This window comes from Haematobacter missouriensis (assembly GCF_000740775.1).
Lineage (GTDB): Bacteria > Pseudomonadota > Alphaproteobacteria > Rhodobacterales > Rhodobacteraceae > Haematobacter > Haematobacter missouriensis.
Genome location: NZ_JFGS01000013.1, coordinates 16,978 through 35,575, shown reverse-complemented (window position 1 = coordinate 35,575; position 18,598 = coordinate 16,978). Strand labels below are relative to the sequence as shown.

At 66.2% G+C, this 18,598-nt stretch carries 13 protein-coding genes; 6 read left to right on the top strand and 7 right to left on the bottom strand.

From position 1 onward, the window contains the following. Positions 1-2: 2 nt before the first annotated feature. The 4 genes from glcF to CG51_RS09950 form a co-directional block, all read right to left on the bottom strand. The gene (glcF, locus tag CG51_RS09965) at positions 3-1,313 is read right to left on the bottom strand and encodes a glycolate oxidase subunit GlcF (protein WP_035744484.1); all 1,311 of its coding nucleotides are present in this window, start codon (positions 1,311-1,313) and stop codon (positions 3-5) included. After that, complete coding sequence (locus CG51_RS09960) at positions 1,313-2,398, bottom strand: FAD-binding protein (RefSeq protein ID WP_035744482.1); 1,086 nt, start codon at positions 2,396-2,398, stop codon at positions 1,313-1,315. The genes glcF and CG51_RS09960 overlap by 1 nt, the downstream gene beginning before the upstream one ends. 11 nt (positions 2,399-2,409) lie before the next feature. Beyond that, positions 2,410-3,846, bottom strand: a complete 1,437-nt coding sequence (locus CG51_RS09955) for an FAD-linked oxidase C-terminal domain-containing protein (RefSeq protein ID WP_035744480.1) — start codon at positions 3,844-3,846, stop codon at positions 2,410-2,412. A gap of 186 nt (positions 3,847-4,032) precedes the next feature. Continuing rightward, the gene (locus tag CG51_RS09950; RefSeq protein WP_035744478.1) at positions 4,033-6,189 is read right to left on the bottom strand and encodes a malate synthase G; all 2,157 of its coding nucleotides are present in this window, start codon (positions 6,187-6,189) and stop codon (positions 4,033-4,035) included. Between the two features lie 106 nt (positions 6,190-6,295). Between CG51_RS09950 and CG51_RS09945 the strand changes: the two genes are divergently transcribed. Further along, a complete protein-coding gene (locus CG51_RS09945; RefSeq protein ID WP_035744590.1) occupies positions 6,296-7,105 on the top strand; it encodes an IclR family transcriptional regulator in 810 nt (269 codons plus the stop codon). Positions 7,106-7,544: 439 nt separating this feature from the next. Here CG51_RS09945 and CG51_RS09940 read toward each other — a convergent pair whose 3' ends face one another. Both CG51_RS09940 and CG51_RS09935 read right to left on the bottom strand, forming a co-directional pair. Next, complete coding sequence (locus CG51_RS09940) at positions 7,545-9,854, bottom strand: molybdopterin-dependent oxidoreductase (RefSeq protein WP_035744475.1); 2,310 nt, start codon at positions 9,852-9,854, stop codon at positions 7,545-7,547. A gap of 1,093 nt (positions 9,855-10,947) precedes the next feature. Further along, the gene (locus CG51_RS09935) at positions 10,948-11,961 is read right to left on the bottom strand and encodes a zinc-binding alcohol dehydrogenase family protein (RefSeq protein ID WP_035744473.1); all 1,014 of its coding nucleotides are present in this window, start codon (positions 11,959-11,961) and stop codon (positions 10,948-10,950) included. A 248-nt stretch (positions 11,962-12,209) separates the two neighbouring features. Between CG51_RS09935 and CG51_RS09930 the strand changes: the two genes are divergently transcribed. The 5 genes from CG51_RS09930 to CG51_RS09910 all read left to right on the top strand — a co-directional run bounded on the left by CG51_RS09930 (position 12,210) and on the right by CG51_RS09910 (position 17,550). Next, positions 12,210-13,235, top strand: coding sequence for an ABC transporter substrate-binding protein (locus CG51_RS09930; RefSeq protein ID WP_035744471.1), 1,026 nt, complete (start codon positions 12,210-12,212; stop codon positions 13,233-13,235). 6 nt (positions 13,236-13,241) lie between these two features. After that, positions 13,242-14,009, top strand: a complete 768-nt coding sequence (locus CG51_RS09925) for an ABC transporter ATP-binding protein (RefSeq protein ID WP_035744469.1) — start codon at positions 13,242-13,244, stop codon at positions 14,007-14,009. Between the two features lie 211 nt (positions 14,010-14,220). Further along, positions 14,221-15,033, top strand: coding sequence for an ABC transporter permease (locus tag CG51_RS09920; RefSeq protein ID WP_035744589.1), 813 nt, complete (start codon positions 14,221-14,223; stop codon positions 15,031-15,033). Positions 15,034-15,105: 72 nt separating this feature from the next. Further along, positions 15,106-16,353, top strand: coding sequence for an Hsp70 family protein (locus CG51_RS09915; RefSeq protein WP_035744467.1), 1,248 nt, complete (start codon positions 15,106-15,108; stop codon positions 16,351-16,353). A gap of 129 nt (positions 16,354-16,482) precedes the next feature. Further along, the gene (locus CG51_RS09910; protein WP_035744465.1) at positions 16,483-17,550 is read left to right on the top strand and encodes an AI-2E family transporter; all 1,068 of its coding nucleotides are present in this window, start codon (positions 16,483-16,485) and stop codon (positions 17,548-17,550) included. On the opposite strand, the gene CG51_RS09905 is transcribed toward CG51_RS09910, so the two are convergent. Further along, a complete protein-coding gene (locus CG51_RS09905; protein ID WP_035744464.1) occupies positions 17,547-18,593 on the bottom strand; it encodes an ornithine cyclodeaminase in 1,047 nt (348 codons plus the stop codon). The genes CG51_RS09910 and CG51_RS09905 overlap by 4 nt on opposite strands. Positions 18,594-18,598: the final 5 nt, after the last annotated feature.

Below are 18,598 nucleotides of genomic sequence, written 5' to 3'. Positions count from 1 at the left end.
CGTCATGCAGCGGGCCGGGAATGGCCGGGAAAGTCGCGCCCCGCCAGCTTTCTCGGCATCGGCCCTCCTGTCGCCCAGTCGATGAGCTCCACGGTATGGACGACCGGCACGGCAGTGCCCGAGCCGATCTGCATCATGCAGCCGATGTTGCCCGCCGCGATGACCTCGGGCGCCCTCGCCTCCAGCGTGGCAACCTTCCGCCGCTTCAGCTCTGCCGAGATCTCGGGTTGCAGCAGGTTGTAGGTGCCGGCGGAGCCGCAGCACAGATGCGGGTCGGCAGGCTCCACCACCTCGAACCCGGCGCGTTTCAAGGCGGTCTTCGGCGCGGTCTTCACCTGCTGGCCGTGCTGGAGCGAGCAGGCGGCATGATAGGCCACGCGGATGCCCTGAGGCGCCTGCTCCGGCACACCCAGCCGCTCCAGCAATTCGGAGATGTCGCAGGCAAGGCGCGACACCTCCGCCGCTTCCCGCGCCAACGGGTCGTTGCGGAACATGTGGCCGTAGTCCTTCATCGTGGTGCCGCAGCCGGAAGTGTTGATGACGATGGCGTCCAGCCCCTCCACCCCGGTGAAGGCCCGGATGGCGGCGGCGGCCTGCGCATGGGCCTCTCCCTCCCGTCCCATGTGATGGACGAGACCACCGCAGCAGCCCAGCCCGCGCGGGATCACCACCTCGCAACCCAGCCGGGTCAGCAGCCGGATCGTCGCGTCGTTGATATCGCTGTCCAGCGCCCGCTGCGCGCAGCCGATGAGCAGGGCCACGCGCATCCGCCGCTCTCCCTCTGGCCGAAAGGTCTGCGCCGCATCGTTCGGGCTGGGCTTCGGCAGCGTCCGCGGCGCCATGTCCAGCATCGCACGCAACCGCCGGTCCGGCATCAGCGCCGCGAAGGGCCGCGCGAGTTGCGCGCCCCTGAGCGCCAGCCGGAAGCGCCCGGGATAGGGCAGGATCCGCGCCAGCATTCCCCGCAGCATCCGATCCATCCACGGGCGGCGATAGGTCTTTTCCACATGCGCGCGCGCGTGGTCTATCAGGTGCATGTAATGCACGCCGGACGGGCATGTGGACATGCAGGACAGGCAGGACAGGCAGCGATCCAGATGCTTGACGGTCTTTTCATCCGCCGGGCGGTTCTGCTCCAGCATATCCTTGATGAGGTAGATGCGACCACGCGGGCTGTCCAGCTCATCGCCCAGTACCTGATAGGTCGGGCAGGTGGCAGTGCAGAAACCGCAATGCACACAGGCGCGGAGAACCTGATTGGCGCGGGCGGTGCCCGGATCCTCCAGTTGTTCGGGCGTGAAATTGGTCTGCATCAGCCCATCCTTCCGGGATTGAGAATGCCGCGCGGGTCAAACTGCGCCCGCAAGCCCGCCGTCAGCGCCGCGATTGGCGACTGTTCTGGCGGGAATGCCCCCGCCCCCGCGCCGCGTATCCGTGTTGCATGTCCGGCTATCGCACCTGCAAGCGCACGCGCGTCCGTCCCCTCGGGCAGCAGCGCCCAGACCAGCCCGCCGCCCCAGTCCAGAACCACGGGCGCATCCAACCGCGCGACAAGCCGCGGCGCTTCCGAGGGCCGGATGTTGAAACGCCAGACATCACCCGCCTTCCCGTGGAACGGCCTGACCTCCGCCAGAGCACGCCACTGGTCCTGCCCGTCCACGATCTCGGCGGCGCCAAAAGGCGCGAGCCGCCGCGCCAATGCGCCCGACCTGTGACGGACAGAGCCTTCCAGCCCCTCCAGCCGCAGCATCGCGCCGACGCCCGGCAGCCAACCGGCCCCGCTCACGTCATAGGGCGAGGTCAGCGCGGAGGCGAGCGCCGGCACCGCTTCCGCCGCGCCGAGATCGGGGAGCACCACCGTGGCCTGAGCCTGCGCGGCGGGAAGCAGCTTGAACGCCACCTCCGTCAGCACGCCGAGGGTGCCCCAGCTTCCCGCCATGAGCTTGACGAGATCATAGCCGGTGACGTTCTTCATCACTCGTCCGCCGTTCTTCACCACCGTGCCGCTGCCATTCACGAACCTCACCCCGATGAGGCTGTCGCGGCAGGCGCCCGCCTGCACCCGTCGCGGCCCCGAGGCATTCGCGGCGACCACGCCGCCGATGGTGCCGATCCCCGGCGCGCCGGTCAGCCCCGCCCAGTCGGCAGGTTCGAACGGCAGGCGCTGCCGCTCCGCCGTCACCGCCGCCTCGACCTCCGCAAGCGGCGTACCGGCCGCCACCACCAGTGTCAGTGCACCCGGCTCGTAAAGGCGGATCCCCCGCAGCCCGCCTGTCTCCAGCACGGCGGCGTTGGTTTCCTGCCGCCCCGTCGTCCGGGTGCCCCCGCCGCGGATTTCCAGCGGATCGGTCGCAAGACGGATCGCATCGGCCAGTTCTTCTTCGCTTTCAGGTCGCATGCCGTCTCCGTTCAGGCCGCAACACGGCGCGAGCCGGTGACATGCAGCGGGAACACCTTGGCCGGGTTCAGCAGCCATTTCGGGTCGAACACATCCTTCACCCGCAACTGCGCCTCCAGATCGTCGGGGTTGAACTGCGCCTCCATCAGGTCGCGCTTCTCCACACCCACGCCATGTTCACCGGTCAGGCAACCGCCGACCTCGACGCAGAGCCGCAGGATATCCGCACCGAGCGCCTCGCAAAGCTGCAGATCGCCTGGCTTGTTCGCATCGAACAGGATCAGCGGGTGCATGTTCCCATCGCCCGCATGGAACACATTGGCGACGTCCAGCCCGTAGTCGCGCGACAGATCCCCGATCCGGCGGAGCACCTCTGGCAGCGCGCTGACCGGAATGGTGCCGTCAAGACACATGTAATCGCCCATCTGGCCCATCGCGCCAAAGGCGGATTTCCTGCCAAGCCAGATGCGCCGCGCCTCGTCCTCCGTCCGGGCCTCGCGGAATTCAACCGGGTCGTGGCGTTCCGCTATGGCCCGGATCAGAGCGATCTGCTCCGCGATCTCCGGCTCCGACCCCTCGACCTCCACGATCAGCAGCGCTTCACAGTCGGGATAGCCCGCATGGGCAAAGGCTTCCGTGGCCACGATGCAGGGGCGGTCCATGAACTCGATGGCCACGGGCAGCACGCCCTCCCGGATGATGTCGGAGACACAGGTCCCTGCCACCTCGTTCGCGGCAAAGCCGATCAACACGGGACGCGCGCCTTCAGGCTTGGGCAGGATACGCAGCCACGCCTCCGTCACGATCCCGAGCTGCCCCTCCGAGCCGCAGACGACGCCGAGCAGGTCGAGCCCCGGCGCGTCGGACCACGGGCCCCCGATGGTCACGACCTCTCCCGCCATGGTCACCAGAGTGACACCCAGCAGGTTGTTGGTCGTCACCCCGTATTTGAGGCAATGCGCCCCGCCGGAATTCATCGCGATATTGCCCGAGATCGCGCAGGCAAGCTGCGACGAGGGGTCGGGCGCATAGAAGAACCCGTCTGCCTCCACCGCCCCGGTGACGGAGAGGTTGGTGCGGCCCGCCTCCACCCGGATGAAACGGTCGTCGTAATCGACCTCCAGCACCCGGTTCATGCGTGCCAACCCCACGACAACCGCATCCGCCGTGGGCATGGACCCCCCCGCAAGGCTTGTCCCGGCACCCCGCGGCACCACCGGCACCCCCTCGGCATGCAGGATTTTCAGCGCCGCCGCGACCTCCGTCGTCGTGCGGGGCAGTACCACGGCGAGCGGCGGGCAGCGATAGGCCGAAAGCGCGTCGCATTCATAGGCCAGCGTCTCCGCCGGATCGTCGATCACCGTATCCGCAGGCAGCGCGTCGCGGAGTGCCCCCACGATCATAGCCTTGCGGGACAGGATCGCCGCATTCGGTTCCGGCATCTGCATGGTGGCTCCTCCCCTTCGCTCCCACAGGCCACAGTGGAGCGGCGCGGCGGACCGCGCAACCCCCCATTCCTCCGCCCAACCTTGGAAGGTCCGCGGAACGGCATCGCCTCCATCACACGGGAGAGAAAGGGACGCACCGCCTGCTGCGGCGTCCCGTACCCCTCTCCCCCGCGGCCACTTCCGTCGTCAGGCGGCCCGCAGCGCCTTCGCCTCCCGGCGACGGGCATGGAGCACCGGCTCCGTATACCCCGAAGGCTGCTCCACCCCTTTGAAGATCAGGTCATGCGCGGCCTTGAACGCCGGCCCGTCGAAGGCCGGGGCCATGGGTCGATAGGCCGGATCGCCCGCATTCTGCCGGTCCACCTTCTCCGCCATGCGACGCAGCGCGTCCTCCACCTCGGCTTTTGTCACCAGCCCGTGCACCAGCCAGTTGGTCACGTATTGCGAAGAAATCCGGCAGGTCGCGCGGTCCTCCATCAGCGGCACATCGTTGATGTCCGGCACCTTGGAGCAACCGATCCCCTGATCCACCCAGCGGACGACATAGCCAAGAATACCCTGGCAGTTGTTGTCCAGATCCCGCGCCACCTCCTCCGCCGAGAGGTTCCGTCCCGCCAGCAAAGGCGGCGTGAGCAGGGTGGCGAGCGCCGGACGCGTGCGGGACTTCAACGCCTCCTGCCGGTCGGCCACGTTGACCAGATGGTAATGCGTGGCATGCAGCACGGCGGCGGTCGGCGAAGGCACCCAGGCCGTCGTGGCGCCTGCCTCAGGATGGCCGATCTTGACCTTCAGCATCTCCGCCATGGCGTCGGGCTTGGCCCACATGCCCTTGCCGATCTGCGCGCGCCCCTCGAAACCATCGGCCAGTGCAACATCGACGTTGCCATCCTCATAGGCCTTGAGCCAGGCGGCGCCCTTCATCTCCTCCTTGGGAATGAAGGGGCCAGCCTGCATGGATGTGTGGATCTCGTCGCCCGTCCGGTCGAGGAAGCCCGTATTGATGAACACGATCCGGTCCTTCACCGCGCGGATGCACTCGCCAAGGTTGGCGGACGTGCGCCGCTCCTCATCCATGACGCCGAGCTTCACCGTGTTGCGCGGCAGGCCGAGGATATCCTCCACCCATGCATAGGTGCGGTCGGCGAAGGCGACTTCCTCCGGCCCGTGCATCTTTGGTTTCACCACATAGACCGAGCCTTTGCGGCTGTTGCGCGGCCCCTCGCTCTTGCGAAGGTCGTACATCGCCGCAGCCACGGTCATGATGGCATCCATGATGCCCTCCGGTGTCTCCTGCCCGTCCAGCAGGACCGCATCCGTGGTCATCAGATGGCCGACGTTGCGCACCAGCATCACAGCACGACCCGGCAGGGTGAGCGTGGAGCCATCGGGGGCGGTGAAGGTCCGGTCCTCAACCAGACGGCGGGTCATCGTCTCGCCACCCTTCTGGAAGGTGTCCGTGAGCGTTCCGGTCATCAGGCCCAGCCAGTTGCCATAGACCTCCGCCTTGTCGGCGGCGTCCACGGCGGCGATGGAATCCTCGCAGTCCTGAATGGCCGTCAGTGCTGCCTCAACCACAACGTCGCGCAGCCCGGATGCGCTGCCCTTTCCGACCGGGTGGGACGGATCGATCACCAGTTCGATGTGCAGGCCGTTCTGGCGCAGGAGCCAGCTTTTCTTTTCACCGTCTTCGGTGAAGCCGACGAAGACCGCCGGGTTCTCGAAGGGATGCTCCGCATCGCCCACAAGCGCCACCAGCGATGCGCCGTCGCGCTTCCAGCCGGTGACATCCTTGTGGGCTGCCCCCGCGAGCGGCACGGTCCGGTCAAGGAAGTCTGCCGTCCAGGCCACCGCCTGCGCGCCCCGCTTTGCGTCGTAGCCCTTGCCCTCTGCCTGTCCGGGCAGCGCATCGGTGCCGTAAAGCGCGTCGTAGAGCGAACCCCAGCGCGCGTTGGCCGCGTTGAGCGCGAACCGCGCGTTCATCACCGGCACGACGAGCTGCGGCCCCGCCACGGAGGACATCTCCGGGTCCACCTCGGGCGTACCGATGGTGAAGGCCGGGCCTTCGGGGACCAGATAGCCGACCTCGCGCAGGAAGACCTCATAGGCGGCGGCATCCCACGGCTGGCCCTTGCGCTCCAGCACCCAGGCGTCGATCTTGGCCTGAATATCCTCGCGTTTCTTCAGAAGGCGGCGGTTCTCCGGCGCAAGCGATGCCAGCATCTCGCCGTAGCCCTTCCAGAACGCCTCGGCCTTCAGGCCAATACCGGGCAGCAGCGCCTCCTCGACAAAGGATACGATTTCGGGCGCGACGCTCAAATTCGCGCGGGTCAGGTGGTTGGTCATGTGACACTCCCTCTATTGGGGAGGAGCATAGGGCGGGGGGTTGCGGCGCGGCAGGGGTTTTGGCAAAATTTTCCACGATACGGAAAATCAGGAAGCGATTCTGGAAATGGCGGATCACGGATCGGTCCAGTCGGTAGAGCGGGCGCTTACCCTGCTGGAACTGCTGGCCCGTCAGGAAGACGGCGCGCGGCTTTCCGATCTCGCGACGGAGGCAGGGCTTGCCGCCTCCACCGTTCACCGCCTGCTGACCACACTCGAACGGCGCCGCTATGTACAGACGGATTCCGCTGGCCGCTGGCATGTCGGACGGCAGAGCTTCGCCGTGGGACAGGCCTATTCGGCGCGGCGGAGCTTCATCGCCCCCGCCATGCCCTTCCTCCGCCAGCTCCGCGACCAGACACGGGAAACAGCCAACCTCGGCATTCTGGAGGAAGGGGAAGTCGTGACCATCTGCCAGGCGGAGAGTAGGGAGATCACCCGCGCTACCGCCGCACCCGGGGGACGGACGCCGGTACTTTCCTCCGGCATGGGAAAGGCCATCCTCGCCACGTGGGAGGACGAGGCGATCGCCCGCTTCATCGACCGCTTCGGCATCAGGCCCGTGACGCCACGGGGCCTGACCTCTGCCAAGGCGGTGATGCAGGAGATCGCGGCCATCCGCGCGCGGGGCTACGCCGTGGATGACGAGGAGTTCGTTCCGGGACTGCGCTGCGTCGCCGCCGTTGTGCGCGATCCGAACGGAGACGCGGCCTGCGCCCTTTCCATCTCCGGCCTCGCCGCGCGAATGCCGCCCGACCGGGTGGAGGATTTCGGCCGCCGTGTTGCCGGTGCGGCCGCACGGCTGACCGAAGCGCTCGGTGGTCAGCCCGAAGGCAAGCCGGAGGGTCAGCAGCCCTCCGCACCGGCCTTCCGCTGATTCACCAGCGCTCCCACATACTCCCTGAACGCTACGCGCTGCCCAAACATGCGGGTGCGGGACCGCCGCTCATATTGGCAGGCTGAAAAATCCCTGCCAAGCTGCTGAAAAAGTCATGGATATACCTGACTTTGCGTCGAAAATCATACAATCGGGCCGGTCACGAGACAAAACCTGCGGTTTCTTGGGAGGTCGTCAACCATGTTGGGAAGATTTTCACCTCGAACAACCTCGGAATACTTTTTCAACGACCTGTCAGAGCGAGGCGGCAATCCAGATGACAGACAATTCCAAATAATTTCGCGGTTTTGCCTCCTGCATCCGCACCTTCCCAGCCGAGCACCGATCCCGGCCGGGATCACTGGGAACCAACCGGCAACCCAACGCCTCCCTCCTCCGCCCTGCTTGCGTAAGAGAAGAGCGCTGCGCTCTCTACGCTCTATGCCGTCCGGCGACGCAGCTCCTCCAGATAGGTCTCGGCAGGGTCGGGAGCATTGCCGCGATAGGGCTCCACCCTGACCACACAGGTATGTGCCGAACATCCCTGACCGAAGCGCGACGTGCCGATGTCGAGCGTCAGGACGTTGGGATTGCCAGACAGCTCCGGCCCGTCGTCCGGCGACGTGAGCCAGGAGCCGGTCGGCAGGAAGACGACACCCTGCGCGATGCGTTCCGTCACCTCCGCCGTGGCAAGGCAGGCGCCACGCTTGTTCCACAGGCGCACGGCGTCGCCATCGCGGATGTCCAACGCTTCCGCGTCCTCGGGATGGATCCGCATCCGCTCTCGCCCCGACCGCTTTCCTGCGCGACTGGCGGCAGCGCTTTCCAACTGGCTGTGCAGCCGCCCCTCCGGCTGACCCGAAATCAGGTGAAAGCCTTGCGCCTCGCCCCCGAGCCACTCGGCGGGCGGCAGCCAAGCCGGATGGGCGCGGCAATCCTCGTAGCCAAGCTCGGCGAGCCGCTTGCTCCCCAGCACGATGCGTCCACTCTCGGTGGGCAGGCGATGCGTCTCGGGATCCGCGCGGAACGCGGCAAGATAGACATGGTCCGCCTGCACGGGAACGCTGGTGGTTCCCCTCTCCCAGAAGGCATCAAAATCGGGCATCTCGTGGCCGAAGCGGGCCACCGCGTCCGCCCGCGCCTCCTCATAGAGATGCCGGATCCAGTCCATTTCGTCCCGGCCTTCGGTGAAGGCCGCGCCCACCCCCAACCGATCGGCAAGCGCCGCAAAGATGTCATAATCATTCCGCGCCTCGCCCAGCGGGGCGATTGCCTGTTTCATCGCAGCGACGATGTCCGATCTCCGGTTGCCCGCCAGATCGTTCCGCTCGATGGAGGTGGTCGCCGGCAGCACCAGATCGGCTCGGAGCGCAGTCGCCGTCCACATCGGATCCTGCACGATGACCGTCTCGGGCCGCTGCCAAGCCAGCGCCAGCCGGTTGAGGTCCTGATGGTGATGGAACGGGTTGCCCCCCGCCCAGAACACCAGCCGCGTCTCGGGGTAGCGATAGATCCGGCCTTCGTAGTCGAAAGGCTCACCGGGTTTTTCGAGCAGATCGGTGATCCGCGCGACCGGGATGAAACTCGTGTTCGGCTTGCGCCCCTGGCTGATCGCGGGCGAGCGCGAGACGGCAAACGGCGCGCCCACCCCCCCGAGCGAGCCGTAACCGTAGCCGACTCCGCCCCCCGGCAGTCCGATCTGGCCGATGACCGCAGCCAGCCCCAGTGCCGCCCAGAACGGTTGCTCTCCATGATGCGCGCGTTGCAGCGACCAGCTCACCGTCAGCATGGAGCGCGTCTGCGGAAGCGCCGCTGCCAGCGCGCGGATCGCGCCCGCGTCCAGCCCGGTGATGGCGCTCGCCCATTCGGCATTCCGGGGCGCGCCCTCCACGCCCTTCAGATAATCGAGATAGACATCCGACCCGCTCGTGGCGCGGGCAAGGAACTCCTTGTTCTCGGCCCCCGCCAGTACGATCTCCCCCGCCAGGCCGAGCATCAGCGCGGTATCGGTATTGGGCCGGATCGGCCACCATTCCGCGGGCACCCAGTCCGGCAGATCATCGCGGGAGGGGGAGACGAGCACGATCCGCACCCCCCGCTCCACCATCCGCGCAAGATACCCTTCCAGCCGGTGCGCGCCGATTCCGCCCGCTTCGTTCTGTGCCGTCCGCGGGGTCAGCGCGCCGAAGACGACCAGCGTTTCAGTGTGTTCTGCCACGCTGTCCAGCGTGTTGGCCCTGCCCGCGCAGGCATCCTCCGAGCCGAGGACATGGCGCAGGATCACCGGCCCAGCCGCGACAGAATAGGTATCGACATGCCCGGTGTAGCCGCCAACGAGATTCAACATCCGCTTCAACAGGCTCGGCGCATGGTGGAAGCGACCGCAAGATGTCCAACCATAGGAGCCAGCGAAGATCGCGTCATTGCCATGGTCCTGACGCACCCGGTCGATCTCTCCGGCGGCAAGCGTCAGCGCTTCGTCCCAGTCCAGCGGCACGAACCGCTCGGACCCTCGCCCGAGACCATCGGGCACCCGGCCCGCCCGCTTCGCCGCCAGCCAGCCCTCCCGCGCCATGGGGCGCAGGATGCGGCGCTCCGGCTCCGCCCAGTCCGGCACCGAGGCAATGATGGGCGAGGGCGAGGGATCGTCGCCATAAGGTTCCACCCCCACGATGCGAGCGCCATCGACAAGAATCGAATAGGTGCCCCAGTGGCTGCAATGCGGTACGCGTCGAATAGCGTCTTTCATGGTGGGCCCCCGTTGGATCCCGCAGCCCTGCGGGTGAGACGACCATAACCGCGCCAAGCGCCGCCGCAAGAGGCTCCCATGACAAGAACCCGTCGATGCTAAAGGGAGCCGCCTCTCGCAGGCTGCTGAAAAAGTCCTGAAGTGTCCCGCGATGCGCCGGAAATCGGAAATCGGCCCGGACAGGCCCGGAAGTATATGGATTTCCGGCTGGATTTCGTCAGATGGCGAGCGATTTCCGCTCCAACACAGGCCAAAAAGGCCTTTTCATCAGCCTGCTCGCGTCCCCGAAGCAACGCGCGGCGGGAAGTGCCGTGGCAAACGGCACCCCGAGCCGCAGGCGAGTTGTACCTCCGCGTGCGCAGGGCGGTTCATGGTTGCGCCCCCCGAAGGGGGTTGTCCGGGCGCGCAGGTTCGCCGATGGCTCTCGGTGCGCCCGCCCTGTCGTCAGTCCCGTGGTGGCTACCTCTTCCACGCGGCCAGTACTGGGCGAGAGTACTCGCGGCAGCCTCCTGCGCGGGAACTGAGGGGGGTGCGGCCAGCACGCCACGGATACAGGGGCGTTCCGGTGATGAGCCCCCTCCTCGCGGATCGCCCCTGCGCGGATCACCGCAGGACACGAAAAGACGTGGCAGATCCCAGTCCGCCGAAACACTGTCCTCCCCGGCGGCTGTGGATTCGCTGGTATTAGGAAAGGGCCGGTCCATTTGTGACAGAGGCAATCACAGAGACAGTTTGCAGATCGGCGAAGAAAGCCGAAGCGCCGTGCGGATGCCCGGCAACCGGAAGGCTGACCCGGATACGCTCGAAATAACGGGTTTTCGGACGGATTTGGTCACAAGTGCCATCGCAACCTTGGAAGGCCTTTTCTGCAGCCTGTTAAGCCCACTTCGGACAGCAACCGTGTTCCGTGAATCCCGCTGCACCTTGCAAGCAGGCGACTCCTTCCGATCCAAACGGGAACGCGGTTGAGCAACCGCGCCCTCCCCTTCACGGCCCCGGAACAACGCGTTCGTCAGCTCTTTCACCGGCCGTCACCAAGCGGGGGAAGCCAAGCTCTGGCCCGCAAGGTGCACGGCGGCCCTGAAATAGGACCCTAGAACCCCTCCAGCACGATCTTGCCCCGCGCGGTGCCGCTTTCGATCTTGGCATGTGCGGCTTTCAGATTGGCAGCGTTGATCGGCCGCATGACCTCCGTCACCGTGGTGCGGAGGCGACCGGCATCAACCATTTCGGCCACCTCCGTCAGCAGCTGCCCTTGCTTTCCCATATCCGATGTCTCGAAGACGGCACGTGTGAACATGAACTCCCAGTGAATTGACACCGCCTTGGGCTTGAACAGCAGAATGTCGAACGCATCGGGATCGTCGATCAGCCCGTAGCGGCCCTGCGGAGCGATCGCCTTTGCCGCTTCCGCCGCATGAGCCTCGCTCTGGGTGATGGAAAAAACCCAGGACGGGGCGCCGATTCCAAGCGCCTCTACCTGTTGCGCCAGCGGCTGGCGGTGGTCGATCACATGATGAGCACCGAGCTGACGCACCCAGTCCTGCGTTTCGGGCCGGGAAGCGGTGGCAATGATCGTTACATCCGTCAGGGCGCGGAGCAGCTGGATCGCGATGGAGCCCACGCCCCCCGCCGCCCCGATGATGAGGATGGCATTGGCCGCACCCGCCGCGGGATGGCGTACATCCAAACGGTCGAACAGCATCTCCCACGCTGTGATTGCCGTTAGCGGCAGCGCCGCGGCCTCCGACACCGACAGGCTGGACGGCTTGCGCCCGACGATGCGTTCATCAACCAAATGGAATTCGGCGTCACTGCCCTGACGGGCGATGGACCCCGCGTACCAGACCTCGTCTCCCGCCTTGAAGGTCGTCACCGCTTCGCCCACTTCCACCACACGGCCAACGGCATCCCAGCCCAGGACTTTCCAGCCTCCGGCCTCGGCTCCCGCGCGCTGCCGGACCTTCGTGTCGAGCGGATTGACGGAGACAGCCGCCACTTCCACCAGCAGGTCGTGCGGGCCGGGGACGGGCCGGGGCAGCTCGATGTCCTGCAATGCATCCATCCGGTCGATGGCACCCGGCTCACGGTATCCAACGGCTTTCATCGGCTTGATCTCCTATGGAATCCGCCTTGCGGCATGACCCGACAATGCCGTCGCCACCCGATGATGGCAAGCCGTGCCATATCCCCAACCAAGAAAAGCCAACGGGCATTGCATTTCGTGCCTCAGGAGGGCATGGGAAGCGCAAGCTGCGCCCTCCTCCGCGCCTCTCCGGCCCTGCGATGAGGCGCGACATGCGATCCCGGCCGGAAGAAACGCCCCGGCAGGATACGACCGGAGGAGGAGAGACGATGACCATAACCCTGAATCGCCGCCAGACACTGATCGGTATGGGCACGCTCGGCACCGCTGCAGCGATCGGCCTACCGGCACGGGCCGCCCAGACGCGCAATCTTGCCGTCCTGCACCTTGCCAGCCACGCCCCGAGCTTCATCGCCTTCGAGCGCGGCTACTACAAGGACGCGGGCCTCGACATCGAGCTGAAGTTCTTCGAGGCAGCCCAGCCCATGGCCGTCGCCATCGCCTCCCGCGATGCCGATTTCGGCGTCACGGCGATGAGCGGCGGCCTCATCAGCCTTGCGGAGAAGGACGCGATCAAGGTGATCGGCGGCGCGCTGTCAGAGGAAAAGGGCCTTGTCGGCAATGTCATCCTCGCCTCCAACAAGGCGCATGAGGCAGGGCTGACCGATCCTTCCAAACTCGGAGGCCACAGCTTCGGCATCACCACGGCGGGGTCATCCTTCCACTTCATGGCGCACAAGATCGCGCAGGCCAACAACATCCCGATGGACGAGATCCAGCTTCGTCCCCTGCAGAAGCTCGGGGCGCTCGTGGGCGCGCTCTCCACCGGGCAGATCGACGCCTGGGCCATCCAGCCGAACGTCGCGCGCAAGATGATCCGGGAGAATGCGGCGCAGCAGATCGGCCTCCTCTCTGATTACGCACCCGATTATCAGGTGACGACCGCCTTCACCTCCACCCGGAACGCGGCGGAGGAGCGGGCGATGACGGAGGCTTTCGTCGCTGCCTATTCCCGCGCGATCGCCGATTACAACGCCGCCTTCGTGGACAATACCGCGACGGAGGAGGAGCGCGACGCGCTGGCCCGGATCGTGCACAAATATGTGGAAAGCGACAGCCCGTTCGACACCGCGAAACAGAACCTGATCGACGGCGCGATGCGGATCAACCCCGGTCTCGCGCTCTCGCTCGGAAGCTGCGTGGAACAGCTCAACTGGTTCAGGTCGGAGGGAATGGTGAAGGAAACCGTGACCAAAGCGCAGCTGTTCGATACCAGCTACGTCAAGCCGCTCTGACCGGCCATGGACCTGAAGCTCGACCAGATCAGCCATTCCTACGGGCCGGTGGAGGTGTTGCGCGATATCTCCCTGGAGATACCGGAGGGACAGATCCTCTGCCTCATCGGTCCCTCCGGCTGCGGCAAGTCGACGCTTCTGCGTTTCCTCGGCGGGTTGGAGCGGCCCACCTCCGGGCAGGTGCTCCAGATCGGCGCGCCGCCTGCGGGATCGCTGAACCCCCTCACCTACGTGTTCCAGCACTTCGCGCTGCTGCCTTGGCGGAGCGTGGAGGGCAACATCCGCCTCGTGCTGGAGGATCATCGCCTGCCCCGCCGGGAGGTGGAGGAGATTGTCACCGACGTGCTTGCCCGCACTCGGCTCAGCGATTTCCGCAAGGCGCTGCCGAAGCAGCTTTCCGGCGGGATGCGCCAGCGGGTCGCCATCGCGCGGGCGCTGGCCGTCCGCCCGGCGGTCATGCTGATGGACGAGCCGCTCTCCGCGCTCGACAGCCAGACGCGCGAATTGCTGATGGACGATCTCGTCACGCTCTGGACACGCCAGCCCTTCACCTCCGTTTACGTGACGCACAACCTGAACGAGGCGGTGCGGCTCGGCCACCGGGTCGTCGTCCTCTCCCGCCGCCCCGGCCGGATCCGGGAGATCGTGGAGATCGACACCCCCCTTGCCGACCGTCGTCCCGGCGACCCCGCTCTGGAGGCCAAGCAGCAACAGCTGTGGTCGCTCATGCGCGATGAGGCCGCCGCCGCTGACAAGGAGCTGGTCAATGGCTGATCCGACCCGCCGCCCGACGGCCGTGCCGATGCCCGACCTAGACGGTTCCTCCGGCCACAGTACGCCGAACCCGCGGCCTGCACCCGCGACCGGAGCGGCTGCGCCCGCAGCAGCCCGGACAGACGCGCCCTCCGCCGCCGCGTTGCAGGCCGCGACGTCCTCCGGAGCTACGCTTCATACTGCCACGACGGGCGCGAATACCCCAACCGCGATCCCGGGCCGGTCCGGCCACGCGGCGACAGAGACCCGGCCGGTCCCGTTTCGCGGCGGCGGCTTCGCGCCCAAGCCTGTGCGCGGCGTGGCGCTCGCCCTCTTTGCGCTCATCCTCGTGCTGGCCGAAGTCGGCACCCGCACGGGCGTCATCTCAAGCCTCACCCTGCCGCGGCCCTCCGCGGTGCTGGAGACGCTGGTGCAACTGTGGCAGAGCGGAAACCTATGGCGTCATCTGCTGCCGTCGCTCCATCGTCTGTTCGTGGGGGCGAGCCTTGGCATCGTCGTGGGCGTTTCCGTCGGCGTGATGATCGGGCTGTTCAGCTATGTCCGGGCGGGGCTGGTCCCGCTGGTGGCCGCGCTGTTCCCGATCCCGAAGATCGCCCTGCTCCCGCTTTTCGTGATCTGGTTCGGCATCGACGAGACATCGAAATACGCGCTGATCGCCTTCGGCACCTTCACTCCCACGGTGGTGGCGACCTATGGGGCGGTGGACAACGTGGACCGGTCGCTCATCCGCATGGGGCAGAGCTTCGGCCTGTCATGGTGGTCGATCGTGCGCAAGATCGTGCTGCCGGGCGCCTTCCCTGCCATGCTCTCGGGGCTTCGGGTATCCATCTCCATCGCCATCATTCTGCTGGTCGCGGCGGAGATGCTGGGCGCGCAATACGGCATCGGCTCCTATATCCTCGAAGCGGGGTCGCTCTACGATCTGGAGAAGCTCTTCGCAGGCGTCACGATCCTGTCGCTCATGGGGCTGATCGTCAACTTCGTCATAGGCCTGATCGAGAAGCGCTTCCTTGCCTGGCGCTGACCGGATCTGCGGTTGAACCCGCTCCGGCTTCTCTGATACCTCCCCTCCTTCGCGCCGCCACGGGAGACAGAGATGCCGACGCTTGCCATCGACTTCGGGACTTCCAATTCCGCCGTCGCCATCCTGACGCCGGAGGGGCTGCGCCGCCTGCCGCTCGAAGCGGGCAGCGACACCCTGCCCACCGCCGTGTTCTTTCCCGTTCGGGGTGGTACGATGAAGATCGGCGAAGCGGCGGGCGAGGCGCTGATCGCCGGGGAGGAAGGGCGCTACATGCGCGCGCTGAAAAGCGTCCTCGGCACAGCACTGTTCCATGACTCGCGGCTCATCGGCGGACGCCGTCGCACGCTGGCGGATGTCGTCACCGCCTTCCTTTCGACCGTGAAGGAGCGGGCGGAGGCCGTCTCCGGTCTCACCTTCGACGCGGCGCTTTCCGGTCGGCCCGTGCATTTCCACACCGCCGATCCCGACCGTGACGCGCGGGCGGAGGCAGACCTCGCGGCCTGCTATGCCGCAGCAGGCTTCACCTCCGTCCGTTTCATGGCGGAGCCCGAGGCAGCAGCGCTCTCCAGCCACGGGCTTGGCGCTACGGGGAAGATCGGCCTGGTCGTCGATATCGGCGGCGGCACGTCCGACTTCTCCCTCTACCGGATGGAGGGCGGAAAACTCCGCATCCTTGCCAGCCATGGCATCCGGCTCGGCGGCACGGATTTCGACGAATCCGTCTCCCTCTCCCATGCGATGCCGGAACTCGGCTACGGCAGCAGCCTTCGGCGCGAGATCGGCCCCGGTACGCTGCCCATGCCAAACGCGCTCTATGTCGATCTGGCGACGTGGAGCCGCATCCCCTTCGTCTATACGCCGGAGAACCGGCGGGAGGTCGCGCGGATGATCCGTCTCGCGACAGCGCCGGAGAAACTGGAGCGCCTCTCCGCTGTGCTGGAGGAGGAGCTGGGCCACGAACTCGCCTTCGCGGTGGAGCACGGCAAGATCGCCGCAAACGGGCCGGAGGCTACGGGCGTCATCGACATGGGCATGATCGAGCGCGGCCTTGCCCCCGTGGTCACCGGCGCCTCGCTGGACAGGGCGCTCGAAAACCATCGCGCTGAACTGGCCAGAGCCGCGGCGGAGACCCTGCATTTCGCCGGCGTTCCGCCGGAAAGCGTTGGCACCGTCATCCTGGTCGGAGGCTCCAGCCTCATGCGCCTTGTGGCGGATGAGGCCCGCCGCCTTTGCCCCGCCGCCCGCATCGAACGCTCTCATGCCTTTACAGCGGTGGTGGACGGCCTCGCACTCGCACTCGCCGAAGAACCCGTCGCCTGACGGGCTTTCTGACAGGCCGGATCGCGCTATCCTGCATGGCAAGCAAACGCGAGGGGCAGAGATGACGAACGGCGATCAGATCGCAGCAGCAGCTGACAGGCGAGCGCACCGCCAGACGACGGTTGGACGATGAAACCGCCATCTGTTCAGCGGGCAAGCTTCATCACCCTGATCGTTCTTGTCACCATCGCCTTCCTGTGGCTGTTGCTGCCCTATTACGGGGCAGTGCTCTGGGCGGTAATCCTCACTATCCTGTTCAATCCGCTCCAGCGCTGGCTCACGGCGAAGCTCAACCAGCGTCGCGGCTATGCCGCTCTGGGCGGCCTGCTCGTCTGCGTCTGCATCGTGGTGATTCCGGGCGTCATCATAATCGGCCTTCTCGCGGCAGAGGCGGCCAGCCTCTACCAGCGGTTGTCGAGCCAGCAGATCGATTTCAGTGAGGTCTTCAACACTTTCCGCGAAAACATGCCCGATTTCGTCAACCACGCGCTCGAAGGGCTTCAGATCGGCAGCCTGGAGGACATCCAGCAGCGCGTGACCTCGCTCCTCGCCAGCGCGAGCCAGACCATCGCCACCCGGCTGGTCTCCGTCGGGCAGGACACGCTCCAGTTTACGGTGAGCCTGGGCGTGATGCTTTACGTCCTTTTCTTCCTGTTCCGCGACGGGCCGGAAATCGTCAACCAGCTCCGCCGCTCCAGCCCGCTCGATTCAAAGCACACCGAATATATCGCCAGCCGTTTCGCCTCGGCAGTGAAGGCGACGGTAAAGGGCAACCTCATCATTGCGCTCGTTCAGGGGGCGATCGGCGGGGTCACGCTCTGGTTCATGGGGGTAGAGGCCGCGTTGCTGCTCGGTGTGGTGATGGCGGTGTTGTCGCTCCTGCCCGCCGTGGGGGCAGCGCTCGTCTGGGGGCCGGTCGCCGTCTATTTCTTCATGACAGGCGATTATCTCAAAGGAGTGCTGTTGATTGGGATCGGCGTCTTCGTCATCGGGCTGGTGGACAACCTGCTCCGGCCGCCACTGGTGGGTAAGGACCTGCGGATGCCGGACTACATGGTGCTGGTCTCGACGCTGGGGGGGCTCGCGCTCTTCGGGATCAACGGCTTCGTCATCGGCCCGCTGATCGCCGCGCTCTTCATCGCGGTCTGGTCGCTTTTCAGCGGTGATGACCCGCCGGACAGATCGCCTGCGGATTAGCGGCTCCGCATCAGCATCCCGTAAAGATCGCGCGGATCGTCGGGATCGGCCAACAGGTCCAGGTCCTGACGCATCCCGAGTTCACCCGACTTCTTGTGGACATAGCGCAGGGCCGAGAAATCCTCGATCGCAAAGCCCACGCCATCAAAGAGCGTGATCTGCGCAGCCTCGCGGCGCCCCGGCGCGGCGCCCGTGATGACCTGCCACAGCTCGGTGACCGGATGGTCGGCGTCGAGCTGCTGGATCTCCCCCTCCACACGCGTCTGCTCCGGGTGCTCCACAAAAATGTCGGACCGCAACAGGATGTCGCGGTGAAGTTCCGTCTTGCCGGGACAATCTCCGCCGATGGCGTTCAGATGCACACCCGCGCCCACCATGTTATCGGTCAGGATCGTCGCATATTGCTTGTCCGCCGTGCAGGTGGTGATGATTTCGGCGCCTTCGATTGCTGCCTCCGGCGTATCGCAGGCAGTAACGTGGAAGCCCTGTTCCACAAGATTGGCACGGCACTTCTGCGTCGCCGCGGGGTCTATGTCGTAAAGCCGCAGTGTATCGATGCCGAGCACAGCCCGGAAGGCCAGCGCCTGAAACTCGGATTGCGCCCCGTTGCCGATCATTGCCATGGTCCGGGCGCCCTTCGGCGCAAGGTACTTCGCAGCCACCGCCGATGTCGCCCCGGTTCTGAGCGCGGTGAGCAGTGTCATCTCCGACAGCAGGACGGGATAGCCGTTGGAGACATTCGCCAGCAGCCCGAAAGCCGTCACCGTCTGCAGACCCTCCCGCGTGTTCTTCGGGTGGCCGTTCACATACTTGAACCCATAGAGCTCGCCGTCGGATGTGGGCATGAGTTCGATCACTCCCACATCCGAATGACTGGCCACACGGGGCGTACGCTCGAAGCCCTCCCACCGCCGAAAGTCCTCCTCGATCGTCCCGGCGATGCCGGTCAGCATCGGTTCCACGCCGATGGCATGGACGAGCCGCATCATGTCGGCCACGGAGACAAAGGGAACGAGAGCGCGCGGAGAGGGAACAAGGGTCATGTCAG

Excerpts from the sequence above, each read along its gene's own strand:
- glcF (WP_035744484.1), bottom strand. The coding sequence starts at position 1,313 with ATGCAGACCAATTTCACGCCCGAACAACTGGAGGATCCGGGCACCGCC.
- CG51_RS09960 (WP_035744482.1), bottom strand. The coding sequence starts at position 2,398 with ATGCGACCTGAAAGCGAAGAAGAACTGGCCGATGCGATCCGTCTTGCG.
- CG51_RS09955 (WP_035744480.1), bottom strand. The coding sequence starts at position 3,846 with ATGCAGATGCCGGAACCGAATGCGGCGATCCTGTCCCGCAAGGCTATG.
- CG51_RS09950 (WP_035744478.1), bottom strand. The coding sequence starts at position 6,189 with ATGACCAACCACCTGACCCGCGCGAATTTGAGCGTCGCGCCCGAAATC.
- CG51_RS09945 (WP_035744590.1), top strand. The coding sequence starts at position 6,296 with ATGGCGGATCACGGATCGGTCCAGTCGGTAGAGCGGGCGCTTACCCTG.
- CG51_RS09940 (WP_035744475.1), bottom strand. The coding sequence starts at position 9,854 with ATGAAAGACGCTATTCGACGCGTACCGCATTGCAGCCACTGGGGCACC.
- CG51_RS09935 (WP_035744473.1), bottom strand. The coding sequence starts at position 11,961 with ATGAAAGCCGTTGGATACCGTGAGCCGGGTGCCATCGACCGGATGGAT.
- CG51_RS09930 (WP_035744471.1), top strand. The coding sequence starts at position 12,210 with ATGACCATAACCCTGAATCGCCGCCAGACACTGATCGGTATGGGCACG.
- CG51_RS09925 (WP_035744469.1), top strand. The coding sequence starts at position 13,242 with ATGGACCTGAAGCTCGACCAGATCAGCCATTCCTACGGGCCGGTGGAG.
- CG51_RS09915 (WP_035744467.1), top strand. The coding sequence starts at position 15,106 with ATGCCGACGCTTGCCATCGACTTCGGGACTTCCAATTCCGCCGTCGCC.
- CG51_RS09910 (WP_035744465.1), top strand. The coding sequence starts at position 16,483 with ATGAAACCGCCATCTGTTCAGCGGGCAAGCTTCATCACCCTGATCGTT.
- CG51_RS09905 (WP_035744464.1), bottom strand. The coding sequence starts at position 18,593 with ATGACCCTTGTTCCCTCTCCGCGCGCTCTCGTTCCCTTTGTCTCCGTG.